At 71.0% G+C, this 15,168-nt stretch carries 14 protein-coding genes and 4 tRNA genes; 9 read left to right on the top strand and 9 right to left on the bottom strand.

Annotated features, from left to right (window positions below; all coding sequences use genetic code 11):
- The first annotated feature begins 156 nt into the window (after window positions 1-156).
- Together FH610_RS15765 and FH610_RS15760 are read left to right on the top strand one after the other, a co-directional pair.
- Entirely contained in the window at window positions 157-372 is a 216-nt protein-coding gene (locus FH610_RS15765) for a hypothetical protein (RefSeq protein WP_139575169.1), read from the top strand.
- Entirely contained in the window at window positions 359-2,332 is a 1,974-nt protein-coding gene (locus FH610_RS15760; protein ID WP_139575168.1) for an ATP-binding protein, read from the top strand. Before FH610_RS15765 ends, FH610_RS15760 begins: the two co-directional genes overlap by 14 nt.
- Here the strand turns inward: FH610_RS15760 and FH610_RS15755 are convergent.
- From FH610_RS15755 to FH610_RS15735, 5 genes are all read right to left on the bottom strand, one after another.
- Complete coding sequence (locus tag FH610_RS15755; protein WP_139575167.1) at window positions 2,306-2,743, bottom strand: hypothetical protein; 438 nt, start codon at window positions 2,741-2,743, stop codon at window positions 2,306-2,308. The two genes, FH610_RS15760 and FH610_RS15755, sit on opposite strands and share 27 nt — an antisense overlap.
- A 2-nt stretch (window positions 2,744-2,745) precedes the next feature.
- The gene (locus tag FH610_RS15750; RefSeq protein ID WP_139575166.1) at window positions 2,746-4,101 is read right to left on the bottom strand and encodes an MFS transporter; all 1,356 of its coding nucleotides are present in this window, start codon (window positions 4,099-4,101) and stop codon (window positions 2,746-2,748) included.
- Window positions 4,102-4,480: 379 nt separating this feature from the next.
- A tRNA-Val gene (locus FH610_RS15745) sits at window positions 4,481-4,555 on the bottom strand.
- A 14-nt stretch (window positions 4,556-4,569) separates the two neighbouring features.
- A tRNA-Cys gene (locus tag FH610_RS15740) sits at window positions 4,570-4,640 on the bottom strand.
- 13 nt (window positions 4,641-4,653) lie between these two features.
- Window positions 4,654-4,725: transfer RNA gene (locus tag FH610_RS15735), tRNA-Gly, on the bottom strand.
- A gap of 149 nt (window positions 4,726-4,874) precedes the next feature.
- On the opposite strand from FH610_RS15735, the gene FH610_RS15730 reads away from it, so the two are divergent.
- On the top strand, window positions 4,875-5,663 hold the full coding sequence (locus tag FH610_RS15730; RefSeq protein WP_139575165.1) for an ArsR/SmtB family transcription factor: 789 nt from the start codon (window positions 4,875-4,877) through the stop codon (window positions 5,661-5,663).
- 62 nt (window positions 5,664-5,725) lie between these two features.
- Window positions 5,726-7,273, top strand: a complete 1,548-nt coding sequence (gene hutH / locus FH610_RS15725) for a histidine ammonia-lyase (protein WP_139575164.1) — start codon at window positions 5,726-5,728, stop codon at window positions 7,271-7,273.
- Between the two features lie 4 nt (window positions 7,274-7,277).
- Here the strand turns inward: hutH and FH610_RS15720 are convergent, their stop codons facing one another.
- The gene (locus tag FH610_RS15720; protein WP_139575163.1) at window positions 7,278-8,498 is read right to left on the bottom strand and encodes an NAD(P)-binding domain-containing protein; all 1,221 of its coding nucleotides are present in this window, start codon (window positions 8,496-8,498) and stop codon (window positions 7,278-7,280) included.
- Between the two features lie 84 nt (window positions 8,499-8,582).
- Here FH610_RS15720 and FH610_RS15715 point away from each other — a divergent pair, with 84 nt between their 5' ends.
- The 3 genes from FH610_RS15715 to FH610_RS15705 are packed head-to-tail and all read left to right on the top strand — an operon-like array spanning window position 8,583 to window position 11,385.
- Window positions 8,583-9,470, top strand: a complete 888-nt coding sequence (locus FH610_RS15715; RefSeq protein ID WP_139575162.1) for a LysR family transcriptional regulator — start codon at window positions 8,583-8,585, stop codon at window positions 9,468-9,470.
- Window positions 9,471-9,498: 28 nt separating this feature from the next.
- On the top strand, window positions 9,499-10,539 hold the full coding sequence (locus FH610_RS15710) for a chorismate-binding protein (protein ID WP_139575161.1): 1,041 nt from the start codon (window positions 9,499-9,501) through the stop codon (window positions 10,537-10,539).
- A gap of 15 nt (window positions 10,540-10,554) precedes the next feature.
- A complete protein-coding gene (locus tag FH610_RS15705) occupies window positions 10,555-11,385 on the top strand; it encodes an aminotransferase class IV (RefSeq protein ID WP_139575160.1) in 831 nt (276 codons plus the stop codon).
- Between the two features lie 4 nt (window positions 11,386-11,389).
- Here the strand turns inward: FH610_RS15705 and FH610_RS15700 are convergent, their stop codons facing one another.
- The gene (locus FH610_RS15700; RefSeq protein WP_240808989.1) at window positions 11,390-12,769 is read right to left on the bottom strand and encodes an LVIVD repeat-containing protein; all 1,380 of its coding nucleotides are present in this window, start codon (window positions 12,767-12,769) and stop codon (window positions 11,390-11,392) included.
- 83 nt (window positions 12,770-12,852) lie between these two features.
- Here FH610_RS15700 and FH610_RS15695 point away from each other — a divergent pair, with 83 nt between their 5' ends.
- Entirely contained in the window at window positions 12,853-13,467 is a 615-nt protein-coding gene (locus tag FH610_RS15695) for a DUF305 domain-containing protein (protein WP_240808988.1), read from the top strand.
- On the opposite strand, the gene FH610_RS15690 is transcribed toward FH610_RS15695, so the two are convergent.
- Window positions 13,464-13,880 carry an SsgA family sporulation/cell division regulator gene (locus tag FH610_RS15690; RefSeq protein WP_139575157.1) on the bottom strand — a complete coding sequence of 139 codons (417 nt, stop codon included), beginning with the start codon at window positions 13,878-13,880 and terminating at the stop codon, window positions 13,464-13,466. The two genes, FH610_RS15695 and FH610_RS15690, sit on opposite strands and share 4 nt — an antisense overlap.
- Window positions 13,881-14,345: 465 nt before the next feature.
- Here FH610_RS15690 and FH610_RS15685 point away from each other — a divergent pair.
- Window positions 14,346-14,417, top strand: a tRNA-Val gene (locus FH610_RS15685).
- 91 nt (window positions 14,418-14,508) lie between these two features.
- Here the strand turns inward: FH610_RS15685 and FH610_RS15680 are convergent.
- Complete coding sequence (locus FH610_RS15680) at window positions 14,509-15,027, bottom strand: tyrosine-type recombinase/integrase (RefSeq protein WP_205825803.1); 519 nt, start codon at window positions 15,025-15,027, stop codon at window positions 14,509-14,511.
- Window positions 15,028-15,168 lie beyond the last annotated feature (141 nt).

Raw genomic sequence — 15,168 nt, 5'->3', positions numbered from 1 at the left:
TTTTTTCGGCCTCTGTAGACAATGCAATAGGGTCGGCCAAATCGGAGCGTTCCTGGTGGACGCCCGTCTCGACACCCGCGGGAAGGATGCCTATAGTTTAGATACGGTCTATGAGATCTCAGGACCTGTGAATCGGATTAATCGGGCGGGAGTGGCGTGGTGTTCGAACAGGCCGTTATTCAGCGCTCCGGGACGATCGGTCTGCCGAAACTCGATCCGAAAACGCTGGACAGCTGCGACGACTCCGCCCTGTTCCTCGCGTTGCAAAGGATCCTCGCCGACACCAAGTCGGCGGCGCCCGTCGCCGGCTTCCAGTCCGTCGCGGGTCCGGCGCGGCGTGATGGGGCCGACCCGGCCGATGAGCGCTCATGACGCTCCTGGGAGCCGACGGCATCCCTATCCCGGAGCCAGCCCTTTCCAGACGGCCGACGCCGCGGTCTTCTTCGGCCGGGCCGAGGAGTCACGGGAACTGACCCGGTCGTGGTCACGGTTTCCGTTGACGGTCCTCAGCGGCGACACCGGATCGGGCAAGACATCGCTGCTCCAGGCAGGCGTGCTCCCGGGACTCCCGCACGCGCGCGTCGGGCGGGTGGGCCGATTCATCGGCGGTCCGGTCGCGGCCCTTCCGCCCGGCCACAACCCCTGGACGCTCTCGTTGCTCACCACACTGGCGCCGCTGGAACCCGTCGGCGTTCTGGCGGGCATGAGCCTGACGGACTATGTGACCCGCCTGCTCCGCCGGCAGCCCGGCCCGCTGCTCGTCGCCGTCGACCAGTTCGAGGAGTTCTTCCTGGGCGGCCCCTATCGGGCGCAGTTCCGGGAGCCGTTTGTCGACGAGCTCGTCGACGCGCTCGACAGCCATCCGGAGCTACGGCTGCTCCTGGTCGTCCGGGAGAGCCGGCGCGACGACCTGGGTCACTACGGCGCTCTGGTCGGCCGCGCCGAATGGCTGACGATCGGACCCCTGGGCGCGGAGGCCGCGCTCGACGCGATCCGCCGTCCAGCCGAGGGGACCGCGCGGAGGTTCACCTCGGAGGCCGCCGCCCAGCTCCTCGACGTACTGGGCGGTGACGCGGTCGAGCCGGTCGTCCTGCAGATCGTCTGCCAGTGGCTCTGGGCGAGGCTACCCCCGACGCTCCAGCTCATCCGCCCCGAGCACGTCTTCAGGCTCGCCGACTCCGGGAACGCCCTCGCGTATTTCCTGAGCGGCGTGCTCGCCGAGGTGGGGGGCGCCTTCGGGCAGGATCCCGCCTCGCTGCACGCGTGGGCCGTCGCGGCCTTCGCGGACGGGCACTCCGTCAAACAGGGGACGGCGGAGACCGCCGGGATGAGCAACCCGATCGTGCACGCCCTCGAGGACCGGCATCTCCTGCGGTCGGTTCTGGGTGACGGGATACGCCTCCTGCACGACGACTTCCGGTCCGCCCTCACCCGCCTTCAATCGATCGCTCCTCCCGGCACAAGGGCAGGCGTGGGATCCGCCGTGACCGCTCTCACCGCGGGAGATCTGGACGGCGCGGAAGAACAGGCCTTCAACGCCCTGGAAGTCGCCGAGGCGACATCGGTGGCGGAGATCCACACCCTGCTCGGCGACATCCAGATCGAACGCGCTCGTGCCGTGCAGGCGATCCTTTCCGAGGCGGACAGTCCTTCGGATCGTGCGCACCAGGAAGAGACGGTCCGGCAGCATCTCGACAAGGCGCTCTCCTGGTATCGGCTGGCGCTGCAGTGCCATGCCGACCTCGGCGACTCCGCGGCGGCGGGCCGGATGCTGAGCGCGATCGGGCAGGTGATGGCCCAGATGGGCGAGCTTTCGTCGGCGGTGCGCAAATTCGAGGAGGCCAAGAGCCTCCTGCCGCGGGACCTCGCCCTGCGCACGGAGCTGGCGCGTGCGCTCTGGCTGACGGATCACCGGAGCCGGGCGATGACGGAACTCGACAGCGTCCTGCGGGACGAGGGCGATCAGTTGACGGCCCTGCGGGCGCGCGGGGAGTTCAACGCCGAGCAGGGCCGTGCCGAGGCCGCCATGCGCGACCTGCGGCGGGTGAGCAGCCGCACCTGGCCCGCGACCCGGGCCGCCCGTGCGCTGGCCCTGGCCACCCTCGAACAGCTCGGCCCCGCGGAGGCGGAGCGTGAGGTCGACGCCATCGTGGCGGAGGGGCCGACGAACGGGCCCGCCCTCCTCTACGCCGCCCGGGTCGAGACCCTCAGCGGCGACTGCGACAAAGCGGCCGAGCTGGCCCGGCAGGCGATCGCCGCCACGGAGCCGCCCCTGTCTCCCCGGCAGAAGGAGTCGGCCAGGCGCCTACTCGACCAGGGGCACGACCGCTGAGCCGCGGCCTGCCAGCGCGAGGAACTCGTCCAGCCGTTCATCGAACGGCCCGAAGGGGATGAGGCTGCGCAGTTCCCCTTCGGGACCGACGGCGGCGGCCACCTCGGCGGCCAGCTCGACGGCGATCTTCGACAGAGCGCGTGCCGCTCTGATGGTGTCCGGGTCCTCGTGCCGGGCGGTGATCCCCGACGCGACGGAGACCTCGGTGGCGAGTTCCTCCAGCCGCGCGAGCCGCGCGTCCATGTCCGGCCAGCGTGATCTTCCGATGAACTCCAGGTGGGCACGCAGCTTCATGGCCGCCTCGATCAGCCGCTCGTGCCGCCCCCTGCGCTCGCGATCCGCGGCGTCCTGCCGTTCTCGCTCCCTGGCCGCCGCTTCGCGTCGCGTCGTGGCCGACTGAGTCGCGATCACCGCTAAGACGGCACTCGTGCCGGTGATGAGCGACGTGATAAGGCCGATCCAGACAACCACGGGCCAATGCTCCTATCCGAGCCCTCCCGGCACAACGGTGCCTGCCCGGGTTTGTGCAGGCTCTGGTCGCTCCACTGCAAGTTGTGCCAGCCCCTGGCGATGTTCAGCACCAGGAGAGCGGTCGCCGTCCCGGCGGTGGCCACGGCGATCGTCGTCGGGCCGAGGGCCTCGATCGCACCGCCGCCGAAGATGTGCGCCAGCGGAAAGACGGCGCCATGGGTCAGGAACTGGTTGAAGCCGCTCACCAGGCCCTGCCATTCCGGCCGTACGACCGTCGCCTGATAAGTCCCGCGCAACACGCTCATCTGCGATCCGGTGAATCCCACCGCCGCCCAGGCGAGAAGCCATCCCAGCGGATGATGCACAGCCGCGAAGAGGCACAAGGCGAACCACCAGCTGATGACACATGCGCTCACGGCCCTGCCGGGCTGTTTCAGCCAGCCGAGAAGCCTGGGCGCGAACGAGGCGCCCAGCAGACCGCCGACCCCCGAGGCCGCGAGCAGAACGCCCACCAGGGCCGGCGAGACCTGATCCTGCCTGGCCATCACGATCATGTCGAGGGTGACGACCTGGAACAGGAAGTTGGTGAGCGCGCAGATCGCCACCGTACGGCGGAGCAACGGGTCGTCCCGGAGGATCCCGAAGCCGACCAGTGCCCGACGCCGGAACCCCGTGGTGCGGTCGCGCGGCGGGAGCGGAACGAGGGGATCCCGCCGGCCGAGCCGGTAGAAGAGACCCGTCGAAACCAGCAGCGCCCCCGCCGCGGCGAAGAAGGGGAAACCCGCGCCCAGCGCGCTGAGCGCGCCGCCGAGGGGACGCCCGGAGAGGGTCGCCACGAAATTGCGGCCCTCGTTGCGTGCCGAGGCCTCGTCGAGATCGTCCCTCCGGACGACCTGCGACACTATCGACATCTCCGCGATTTCGAAGAAAGCGGCGAAGGAACCTTCGAGGACGACCCCCACGATCAGCCACTCGATCGTGCAATTCCCGGACAACAGCGCGAATCCGACCGATACGGCCACCACAAATCGCCCGAGTTGGGCAAAGGCCAGCACCTTGCGTCGGTCCACCCGGTCGGCGATGAAGCCGGCGGGAATGTGCATGACGAGGCGTGGCAGCGTTCCGGCGAACCCGGTGAGACCCGCGTCGAACGCGGACCCGGTGAGCATGAGCGCCACAAGGGGGACCGCGACGGTGGTGTTGACCGTTCCGACCAGGGATATGACGGACCCCGACCACAGTAGCCCGAAGTTGCGCCCCAACTTGGGGCGGCCAGGCCGCCGGGCCACACCGTGCATCGCTGGATCCCACCGCTTCGCTCATAGTAGGTGGGCTGCCTGCCTCACGGATCGCCACCCAGTTAGGGAAGTGTAGCGATAGTGGTCATCCCCAAAGACGTGTTCGTGCCTCGCGAGGTTGCTATTTAATCAACCTCGATGTCCTACTTGGGCCGAATAGGGATGTTTTTGCGACAGCGTCCCGCAAATGGTGCAATCGATTTACATGGGCTGGATCGGGTATGTAGCGGTGGATCTTGGTTCCAGAACCGGTGCGGGCCGCAGGGGCGTCGCGCTTCCGCGGGCGCGGAGGTGGGAGTCCGGCGGGGCGGGCACGCGGATGCCGGGCGTATGACCGAAAGGCCGGATTCCTGGGGAATCCGGCCTTCGTCGTACTTTCTGGTGGGCGATACTGGGATTGAACCAGTGACCTCTTCCGTGTCAGGGAAGCGCTCTCCCGCTGAGCTAATCGCCCTTGGACGAACCAAGAGGTGGAGACGGGATTTGAACCCGTGTACGCGGCTTTGCAGGCCGCTGCCTCGCCTCTCGGCCACTCCACCGTGTCAAGCTCCGAGCGGAAGACGGGATTCGAACCCGCGACCCTCACCTTGGCAAGGTGATGCTCTACCACTGAGCCACTTCCGCATCCCCGGCTCTGTCCGGCCGGGCTCACGGGAAGACTTTATCCAATCTCCCGCCGACTCCCCAAATCAGCGGCGTTCTCCCTGCTCACGTCGCGAGTTCCGGCCGATGCTTCCAGCTCCGTCGAACCGTCCCCGCGTTAGCGTCGAAGCATGTCCGTGACACATGACCGCACGCACGCCGCTGTCCCCGGCACCGCCGGGGACGCTCCTGAGCCCGGGACGGCCGGGATCGGAGGGGACGCCGAGATCGCGGGGGACGCCGACATCGCCCCCGTCGCGGCCCTGATCGCCGACGGCGCCCGCGCCGCCATGCTCACCGCGCTGCTCGACGGCAGGGCGCTGGCGGCGGGGGAGCTGGCCAGGATCGCGGGCGTGAGCGCCCCCACCGCGAGCTCCCACCTGGCCCGGCTCCTCGACGGGGGCCTGGTGACCGTGGTCAAACAGGGACGGCATCGCTACTACCGCCTCGCCGGCCCCGACGTCGCCCGCACCCTGGAGGTGCTGGCCCGGATCAGCGGGCGCGTCGCCGTACGGTCCCTGCGGCAGTCGCGGCAGGCGCGGCTGCTGCGGGAGGCCCGCAGTTGCTATGACCACCTGGCCGGCCGGGCGGGGGTCGAACTGTACGACGCGCTGGTGCGCGAGGGGGGGTTGATCGAGGCCGACGGCGGCTGCCTGCTGACCGCGAGCGGCGCGGAGGCGCTGACGGAGCTCGGCGTGGACGTGGAGCGGGTGCGCCGCGCCCGGCGCAGGTTCGCCCCCGACTGCCTCGACTGGCTGGAGCGCCGCCCGCACCTGGGCGGGGCGCTCGGCGCCGCGGTCCTGGACCGGCTCCTGGCACGGGAGTGGCTGGTGCGCGGCACCGTGCCGCGCGCCCTGCGGCTGACCGGCGCGGGGCGGGAGGGACTGGAAAGGATCTTTGGATGTAAGGACCTAAGCTGAGATACGCTGGTTACTCGCCACGCGCGCACGGCGCGAGCGGTACGACGTGAAAGAGTGGGACGATGCACGACAACGAGGTCGTGGCCGTCGGCCCGGGACCGCTCGCCTTCGACGACGTGGTCCGGGTCGCGAGGTACGGCGCACAGGTCCGTCTGACGGACGACGCGATCGCCGAGATGGCCGCCTCGCGGGGGCGGGTCGAGGAGCTCGCGGAGGCCGACACCCCGGCCTACGGCGTCTCCACCGGTTTCGGCGCCCTCGCCACCCGGCACATCGACCCCTCGCTGCGCGCCCAGCTCCAGCGCAGCCTCATCCGCTCGCACGCGGCCGGCTCCGGGCCCGAGGTGGAGACCGAGGTCGTGCGGGCCATGATGCTGCTGCGCCTGCGCACGCTCGCCACCGGGCACACCGGTGTGCGCCCGGCCACGGCCCGGGTGCTGGAGTCCCTGCTGAACGCCCGGCTCACCCCGGTCGTCCACGAGTACGGCAGCCTCGGCTGCTCGGGAGACCTCGCCCCGCTCTCCCACGTCGCCCTGACGATCATGGGTGAGGGCGTCGTGAGGGACGCCGAGGGGCGCCTGCGGCCCACCGCGGAGGCGCTCAAGGAACACGGCGTCGAGCCCGTCGAACTGGCCGCCAAGGAGGGGCTCGCGCTGATCAACGGCACCGACGGCATGCTGGGCATGCTGGTGCTCGCGCTGCACGACCTGTCCCGGCTCCTCACCACCGCCGACATCAGCGCCGCGATGAGCGTGGAGGCGCTGCTCGGCACCGACTACGTGTTCGCGGCCGACCTGCAGGCGCTGCGGCCCCATCCCGGCCAGGCCCTGGCGGCGGCCAACATGCGGACGCTGCTCGCCGGATCGGGCGTGATGGCCTTCCACCGCGACGGCTCCTGCACCCGCGTCCAGGACGCCTACTCCCTGCGCTGCGCCCCCCAGGTCGCCGGCGCCGCCAGGGACACCCTCGCCCACGCGTCCGCCGTCGCCGCCCGCGAGATCGTCAGCGCCATCGACAACCCCGTGGTGCTCGCCGACGGGCGGGTGGAGTCCAACGGCAACTTCCACGGCGCCCCGGTGGCGTACGTCCTGGACTTCCTGGCCATCGCGGCGGCCGACCTCGCGTCGATCGCGGAACGGCGCACCGACCGCATGCTGGACGTGGCGCGCAGCCACGGCCTCCCGGCGTTCCTCGCCGACGACCCGGGCGTCGACTCCGGCCACATGATCGCGCAGTACACGCAGGCGGCGATCGTGTCCGAGCTCAAGCGGCTGGCGGTGCCGGCGAGCGTGGACTCGATCCCGAGCTCCGCCATGCAGGAGGACCACGTCTCGATGGGCTGGTCGGCGGGCCGCAAGCTGCGCCGCGCCGTCGACGGGCTCACCCGCGTGCTCGCGATCGAGCTGCTGACCGCCGCCAGGGCGCTCGACCTGCGCAGGCCGTACGCGCCCGCGCCGGGGACGGGCGCGGTGGTCGAGGCGCTGCGCGAGCCGGTGGCGGGGCCGGGGCCGGACCGCTTCCTCGCACCGGAGATCGAGGCGGTCGTCCGGCTCGTCGAGACCGGCGCCGTGGTCGCCGCCGCCGAGTCCGCCGTCGGCCCCCTGGGCTGAGGCCTCAGAGGGCGGCGACCACCTCGACCTCGATCATCAGTCCGGGCCTGAACAGCCGTTCGACCTCCACGGTGGTGCTGGCGGGCGGCTCGCCGGTGATGAACCGGCTGCGGACCGCGCCGTACTCGCGCAGCCGGTCCATGTCGGTCAGGAACGTCCTGATGTGCAGGATCCGGTCGAGCGACGAGCCCTGGTCGGCCAGGATCCGCCCCAGGTTCTCCATCACGACCTCGGACTGCCGGGTCATGTCGCCCTCGCCGAGGACCTTCCCGTCCTCGTCCAGCGCCACCTGCCCGGACACGAACAGCAGGTCCCCGAAGCGTACGGCGTGGGAGTAGAACCCGTTGGTCGCCGGAACGGAGGGCGGGTTGACCGCCCGCACCTCCTTCGGCGTGGGGGTTCGTACCGTCCGGGACGCCGCGAACGGGACGACGGCGGTGAGGTCGTGCCCCGCCAGCCCGGCCGTGACCGCCTCCGCGAGCAGGTCACGGGCGGCGGCGGTCACCGTCTGGCGACTCCCCGGCCCCTCCGTGGCCAGCCGCAGGTCCTTGGCGGCCAGGCCGAGGGCGTACCTCGTCTCGAACGGGCCCGACTCGACCACCGGCCGCAGCCGCTCCGCGAGCCCGGCCAGCGGCGTCGCCCGGAGGACGTCCAGGAGGGCGGTGCGGCCGACCCCGAGGTCGTCCGCGTAGGCCAGCGTCTCCGCCAGCCCCACCTGGGCGGTCACCAGCGCGCTCATCACGGCGAGCTTGGTCGCGGCGCCCGCTCCCGGCCCGCCCGCCTCGTGGACCGTCCCGAAGACCCGCAGCACGTCCGACACGCGGTCGAGGTCCTCTCGGCGGCCCCCCGCGAGCACGGCCAGACTGCCCTCGGCGGCCGGGCCCACGCTGCCCAGCACGGGGGCGTCGACCAGGCCCGTGCTCTCGGGCAGCAGGCCGCGCAGCCGCCGCACCGCGTCGGGGCCGATCGTGGACATCTCCACCAGCACCGACCCCGGCCGCAGCCCCGGCAGCGCCGCCCGCACCACCTCGGACACGGCGTCCGGATCGCTCAACATGGTGATCACGACGTCCGCTCCGGCGACGGCCGCGGCGGGGGAGGGGGCCGCCTCCGCGCCCGGCACGTCCCGTGGCGTACGGTTCCACACGGTCACCTTGTGACCGGCGGCGACGAGGCGGCCGGCCATGGGGACGCCCATACGCCCCAAACCAAGAAAAGCAATCATGTCCTGGACGTTATTGGAGGAAGAAACCATTCCACCAGCGACTAGATTGCATGGCGTCCATTCCCCTCGCTCATGGATCGGAGCATGTTCGACACCGACGCGCTTGTGCTGCTCGACGTCGTGGCCCGTACGGGGTCGTTCACGGCCGCCGCGATGCAGCTCAACTACACCCAGTCAGCCGTGTCCCGGCGCATCGCGTCCCTGGAGGCCCAGGCGGGCGGCCCGCTGTTCGCGCGGCTGCCCCGGGGGGTGCGGCTGACGCCGGCGGGCCGTACGCTGCACCGCTACGCCCGTGAGGTGCTGGAGCGGCTCGGCCGGGCGGGGGAGGAGCTGGCCGCCATCCACCAGGGCAGCGGCGGGCGGCTGCGGGTCGGCGCGTTCGCCACGGCCAACGCCGTGCTGGTCCCCGCCGCCCTGCGCGAGCTGCGGGCCTCCCGCCCTGAGGTGGCGGTCAGCATGGTGGAGGGCCTGAGCACCGTGCTCATGGACGGGCTCGGCCGCGCGGAGATCGACATCGCGGTGGTGAGCGACTACCCCTCCGGGCTGGGGGCGGGTCCCGAGGTCGAGGTCACCCGCCTGATGGAGGACGAGCTGCTCGTCGCCCTGCCCGCCGACCACCCGCTGGCCGGATGCGAGAAGGTGGACCTGCGGGACCTGCGCGACGAGAGCTGGATCGAGGGCGCCCCTCCCGGCACCGTGACCATGCTCGGCGCCGCCTGCGCCCGGGCCGGCTTCGCCCCCAGGGTCGACCTGCGGATCGGGGAGTGGACCGGCAAGCTCGGCTACGTGGCCGCGGGGCTCGGGGTGACGCTGGTGCCCGCCATGGCCGCGCCCGCCGTACGCGGGGACGTGGCGCTGCGGTCGCTCGGCGAGTTCGCGCCGCGCCGCAACGTGTACGCCGCCATGCCGCGTACGGCTCCGCTCCCCGCCGCCCGCGCGCTGCTCGGCCTGCTGGCGCGCCGGGCCGTCTGATTCACGGCTTCGGCCGGGGAACCACGGGATGGCCCAGGGGCGCGAGAATGGACACGTGTACGACGCCTTCGCCCACATCGGGGGGCATCTGGCCACCGGCCTGCGGGAGGTGACCACCGACCTGGCCGCCCTCGACGGCTCCGGCTGGTGGGCGGTGGTCGTGTCGTACGAGGGGAAGGTCGTCTGCGCGCGGTTCGACACGGTGCGGCCCGCTCCGCTGCCTCCGCCGCGCGGCCCGTGGCGGGGACCCGCCCGCGACGCCTGGGCCACGTCCCTCGACCGGGAGGGATACGAGCGGGGCGTCCAGCGGATCAGGGACTACATCGAGCGGGGAGAGGTCTACCAGGCCAACCTCTGCCGCGTCCTGTCTGCGCCGCTGCCCTCGCCGGACGTGGACCCCCTCGCCCTCGCCGTACGGCTGGCCGAGGGGAACCCCGCGCCGTACGCGGCCGTCGTGGGCGTGCCGGGACTGACGGTCGTGTCCGCCTCGCCGGAGCTGTACCTGTCCAGGAGCGGCGCGGTGGTCGAGTCGCGGCCGATCAAGGGCACGGGCGTGACGGCGGACGATCTCCTCGACAAGGACTACGCCGAGAACCTCATGATCGTCGACCTCGTTCGCAACGACCTCGGCCGTGTGGCGGAGGTAGGCTCTGTGACTGTGCCCTCGCTGTTCGCGGTCGAGGAGCACCCCGGGCTCGTGCACCTGGTGTCCACGGTGCGGGCGCGGCTGGCCGGCGGCGCCGGCTGGCCGGAGATCTTCGCCGCCACCTTCCCCCCGGGTTCGGTGACCGGAGCGCCGAAGTCCTCGGCGCTGCGGATCATCAACGAGCTCGAACCGGAGCCCCGCGGGCCGTACTGTGGGGCCGTGGGTTGGGTCGACGCCGACCGGCGCGAGGGGGCGCTGGCGGTCGGCATCCGCACCTTCTGGATCGAGCACGACACGATCCGGTTCGGTACGGGCGCGGGCATCACTTGGGGGTCCGACCCCCTGAGGGAATGGCACGAGACCGAGCTCAAGGCCGCTCGGCTCATCGGCCTCGCGTCCGCGGGCGGGCCGCGACATCGGTAACGAACGGAGCAGGAGATGTCTGTACCCATCTGGGTGAACGGAGAGCTGTACGAGCCCGACAAGGCCGTGGTCTCGGTGTACGACCACGGGCTGATGGTCGGCGACGGCGTGTTCGAGACGGTCAAGGCGGTGAACGGGGAGTCCTTCGCGCTGACCCGCCACCTCGACCGGCTGGCGCTGTCGGCCAAGCGGATGGACCTGCCCGAGCCCGACCTCGCCGCGATCGCCGACGGCGTGCGCCGCTGCCTGGCGGCCGCGCCGAAGTGGCCGCTGGCGCGCATCAGGATCACCTACACCAGCGGCCCCGGACCGCTCGGCTCCGACCGGGGGTCAGCCGGCACGAACGCGATCGCCATCGTGGGCGAGCAGGCGCCGTTCCCCGCCACCGCCGACGTCGTCGTGGTGCCCTGGCCCCGCAACGAGCGCGGCGCGCTGTCCGGCGTCAAGAGCACCTCCTACGGCGACAACGCCAAGGCCCTGGCGTACGCCAAGGAGCGCGGCGGCGCCGAGGCGATCTTCGAGAACCTCGCCGGAAACCTGTGCGAGGGCACCGGGAGCAACATCTTCATCGTCACCGGCGGGCGCCTGATCACCCCGACGCTCTCCTCCGGCTGCCTGGCCGGCGTCACCCGCGCGCTCACCCTCGAATGGTGCGGCGGCGAGGAGGCCGACGTGCCGATCTCGGCGCTGTACGAGGCCGAGGAGGCGTTCCTCACCTCCACGACCCGCGACATCCAGCCGATCAGGGCCGTGGACGGGAAGGTGCTGCCGCAGGCGCCCGGGCCGGTCACGCTGGAGGCCATGAAGGTCTTCGCCGAGCGTTCGGCGGCCGACCTCGACCCGTGATCCGTCAGTAGGCGTGCTGGCTCTGGGCGTTGAGCTCCTTCAGACGCACGGCCTTGGCGGGATCGGTGCGGCGGTCGTCCAGGCGCAGCACGTCGAGGCCCTTGGTGATGTCGCTGGAGTAGATGTAGCCGTTGTAGTAGTAGGCCGACCAGGAGCCGCCGAGATGAAGATCCGGCGGCAGCGGCCCGCGCTCGAAGTAGGCGATCTCCCGGGGATGGGCGGAGTCGGTGAAGTCCCAGACCGAGACTCCGCCCATGTACCACCCCTGCACCATCACGTCGCGGCCCGGGACGGGCACCAGCGCGCCGTTGTGGGCCACGCAGTTCTCCTCGGCGCTCTGGACCCGGGGGATCTTGAAGTAGCCCTGGCGGACGAGCCTGCGCTCCGGCGTCAGCGTGTAGATCGCGTCCGCGCCCTTGGTCGCGCTGACCGAGGGCAGGCAGGTGGCGGCCATCCCGCCGCCCATCTCGTCGCTGAAGACGACCTTGGTGCCCTCGTTGTTGAACGTGGCCGAGTGCCAGATGGAGAAGTTCTTCTCGTCGCGCACGGTCTGCAGCAGCGTGGGATGCACCGGGTCGGAGATGTCCAGCAGGACGCCGTCGCCGAAGCAGGCGCCCGCGGCCAGGTGTTTGTCCGGGTAGACGGTGATGTCGTGGCAGCCGCCCGTCTCCTCCTCGCCCGCCGGCCTGCCCGCGAACAGCTCGGGCTTGGCCACAACCCGCGCCTTCCCGGGATCGGCGACGGGAACCTCCACGATCGAGATGTTCTGGTGGGGCGGCCGGCAGTTCGTCGTGTCCGGCTCCGGGCCGGGGGAGGAGACGTACAGGTAGACCGTCCCGGCGTCCCTGCCCGGCACGACGGCGTGCGTGTGGGAGCCGCACTCCGTGCGTACCGACTTCAGGTAGCGCGGGTGGGCCTTGTCGGAGATGTCGAAGACGCGGATGCCCTCCCACGCCCCCGCGGCCGCCGGGTCTCCGGCGTCGCTCGCGCAGGTGTCGTCGGTGCGGGGCTCGTCCACCGACAGGAACAGCAGGTCGCCGGAGACCGAGACGTCGTTCTGCCCGCCGGGGCACTCGACCCGGGCGACGGCCTTGGGGTGTTGGGGGTCGCCGATGTCGTGCACCGTGAAGCCCCCGTAGTTGCCCACGAACGCGTAGCGGCCCTGGAAGGCCATGTCGGTGCCCCAGTCGTCCGGGCCGTCGAACGGCGCGGCCAGGGGGACGTTGGCGACCAGTGTCATGTTGGGGCTGTGCCTGATCTCGTCCTGGGCGGGGATGCCGGTCGGGGCGGCCGCCGGGGACGGCGCGGGCTCGCCGGAGGCGCAGGCCGGGGCCAGGAGGAGGACGGACGCCACCAGCGCGGCCTTCAGCCTCGGTCTGCTCACGTCGCCCCCATGTCCGCGGATCATCGCCCACTATGGAAGTTATGTCGAGCCCGCGGCCGGTGTGGACCGGATTGGTAACGGTTGTGCTGGCAGTTGCGCCGGCGCTGGCCGCCTGCTCGCCCGAAGCCGCTCCACCGGCGCGCGCCGACGCCCCGGTGATCGTCCCCGGCGCCCCCGGACAGTCCGGTTCCGGGCCGGCCCGCTCACCGGCGGAGGCGGGGCCCGTGGCCGCGGACGTACGGTTCGCCGAGGCGATGATCCCGCATCACCGGCAGGCGCTGGAGATGGCGGGGCTGGCCGCGGCGCGGACCGGCGATCCGCTAGTGACGGCGGTGGCGGACCGTGTGGCGGACGGGCAGCGCCCGGAGATCGCCGTGATGGAGTCGTGGCTGCGGAGCCTGGGCCGCACCCCGCCGCCCGCGCACGACCACGGCACGGGTGATCACGGGATGAGCGGCTACGGCATGGCGAGCGAGGAGGACCTCACCCGGCTGCGTACGGCGCGGGGGCGCGCCTTCGACACGCTGTTCCTCACGCTGATGATCCGGCACCACGAGGGCGCGGTGGGCATGGCGGCACAGGAACTGCGCCGGGGACGGGACCGGGCCATGCGGGCGATGGCCCAGGACGTCGTCTCCGGTCAGCAGATCGAGATCGCGCGGATGCGGGGAATCCAGCGGAGGCTGGCTAGTCCCTAAGAGCTCCAAAGCATGTTGGTGAGCTCCTCGTCCAGGTCCATGAAGTCGGTCTCACGGCCGGCGGAGACGAGCTCGTAGGTCCGATGCAGGAACTCGGTGAGGGGGGCCAGGGGCACCTCGAACAGGGCCTGGCCGAAGGGCGAGGTGAGACTGATGTTGAGCGTCCGCTCGCCGTCCGAACGGGCCGGCCACACCTGGACGTCTCCGTCTCCCACGCGCCGCACGATGCCCACGGTCAGCAGCTCGCGGGCGAAGATCCACTCGACCGGCTCGTCATTCCCCACGTGGAAGGCCATCCGGATGGCGTACGGATCCTCGGCCGTGTAACTCAGGCCGGCGAGCAGGGGGACGGTCGTACGGTCGGGGACCACAAGCCGAAGGCCTAGCTCGGCAGAGACGGTGGTGCTGTTCATCGTCAGCCAAACCTTTTCGTCGTCGGGTCCCCTGTCAGGGGCTTTCACTGCGTCTTCACTGTGCGGTCGGGCCTCGCCGGGCGCTCGTGCTACGAGACGAACGAAGAGACCCGTAGGAAAGATTCCGCCTCCAGGCCCTTCTGTAACGCACATCACAGCTTGACATTCGGTCATCTACCAGCTCAAACATCACCAACAGGCTTGTCCTTACCTCTGCTTTGCGTGTCGGCGGGGCCGCGCCGGCGATGCCATTGCGGGCGAATGATCTCAGGTCGTGCGTATAGGTCGAGCATGGAGCATCACGATGCTATGACACCACACCCCCACGCCGGGGAGGGTCTGGCGAACCTTTCGAAGGTGTTGACGAAGGCGGGACGATCGAGCCGACCGGCCCGTGCTTTCGCCATCACCCCCTCGAGTGCGGTATGGTTTTCCCCGTCGGCGCCGCAAGGCGCAGGCGATCCCGGGCGATTAGCTCAGCGGGAGAGCGCTTCGTTCACACCGAAGAGGTCACTGGTTCGATCCCAGTATCGCCCACACGATCAAGGCCCGTCGGAGACACGTCTCCAACGGGCCTTTTCGCTGTTCAAAGCTTTGGCGCTAGCTCGGGCCGTCCTCGCCGTGGAGATCAGCGGCGAGGAGGATTGTCCGGTTTCTGAAGCAGATCTGGAGCAGAAGTCAGCGAGAAGTCAGCGAAGACCGCCCGAGCCCTGCCGTAGCGGTCGCGCGAGGAGTGCGTGTAACGGTTGAGCGTCGTGGACATCTGCTCGTGCCCGAGGAGGCGCGCCACGTCGTTCACGGGGACGCCGTCGGAGACGAGCCACGTGGCGTAGCAGTGGCGCAGATCGTGGAACCTCAGCCCCTCGGCCGCGTGCTTGGCGACGTGAGCCACGGCCTCCGTGCACAGCGAGCAGTTCGACGACGAAGGGCGGAAGGGGGACTTCCCGCCGGCCGGCCTTGGACTTGGGTAGGGCTTGTGCGTCACCGTGCCCGCCACCTCGACGGCCACCCGCTCCACCCGTACGGTTCCGGCGTCGAGGTCGACGGCGTCCCAGCGCAGGCCCATGCATTCACCCCAGCGAAGGCCGGTGTCGGCGGCGAGGCCGACGAGCGCCCGGTAGCGGCCAGGGACGTGGGGGAGTAGCACGGCCAGGTCCTCACGGCTGATGATCCGGTCGTCGCCCGCCTTGCGCCGCCGCTTGGGCAGCCGTACGGGTGGTCGAGTAGGTGCGGCTCTTGGTGGAGAAGTGTGCGGATGAGCCGGGCCGCGTGCTCGGAGACGCCCTGC

The organism is Microbispora catharanthi (assembly GCF_006334915.2).
GTDB lineage: Bacteria > Actinomycetota > Actinomycetes > Streptosporangiales > Streptosporangiaceae > Microbispora > Microbispora catharanthi.
The sequence above is the reverse complement of the archived record's forward strand: the minus strand, read 5'-3'. Positions and strand labels throughout refer to the sequence as shown.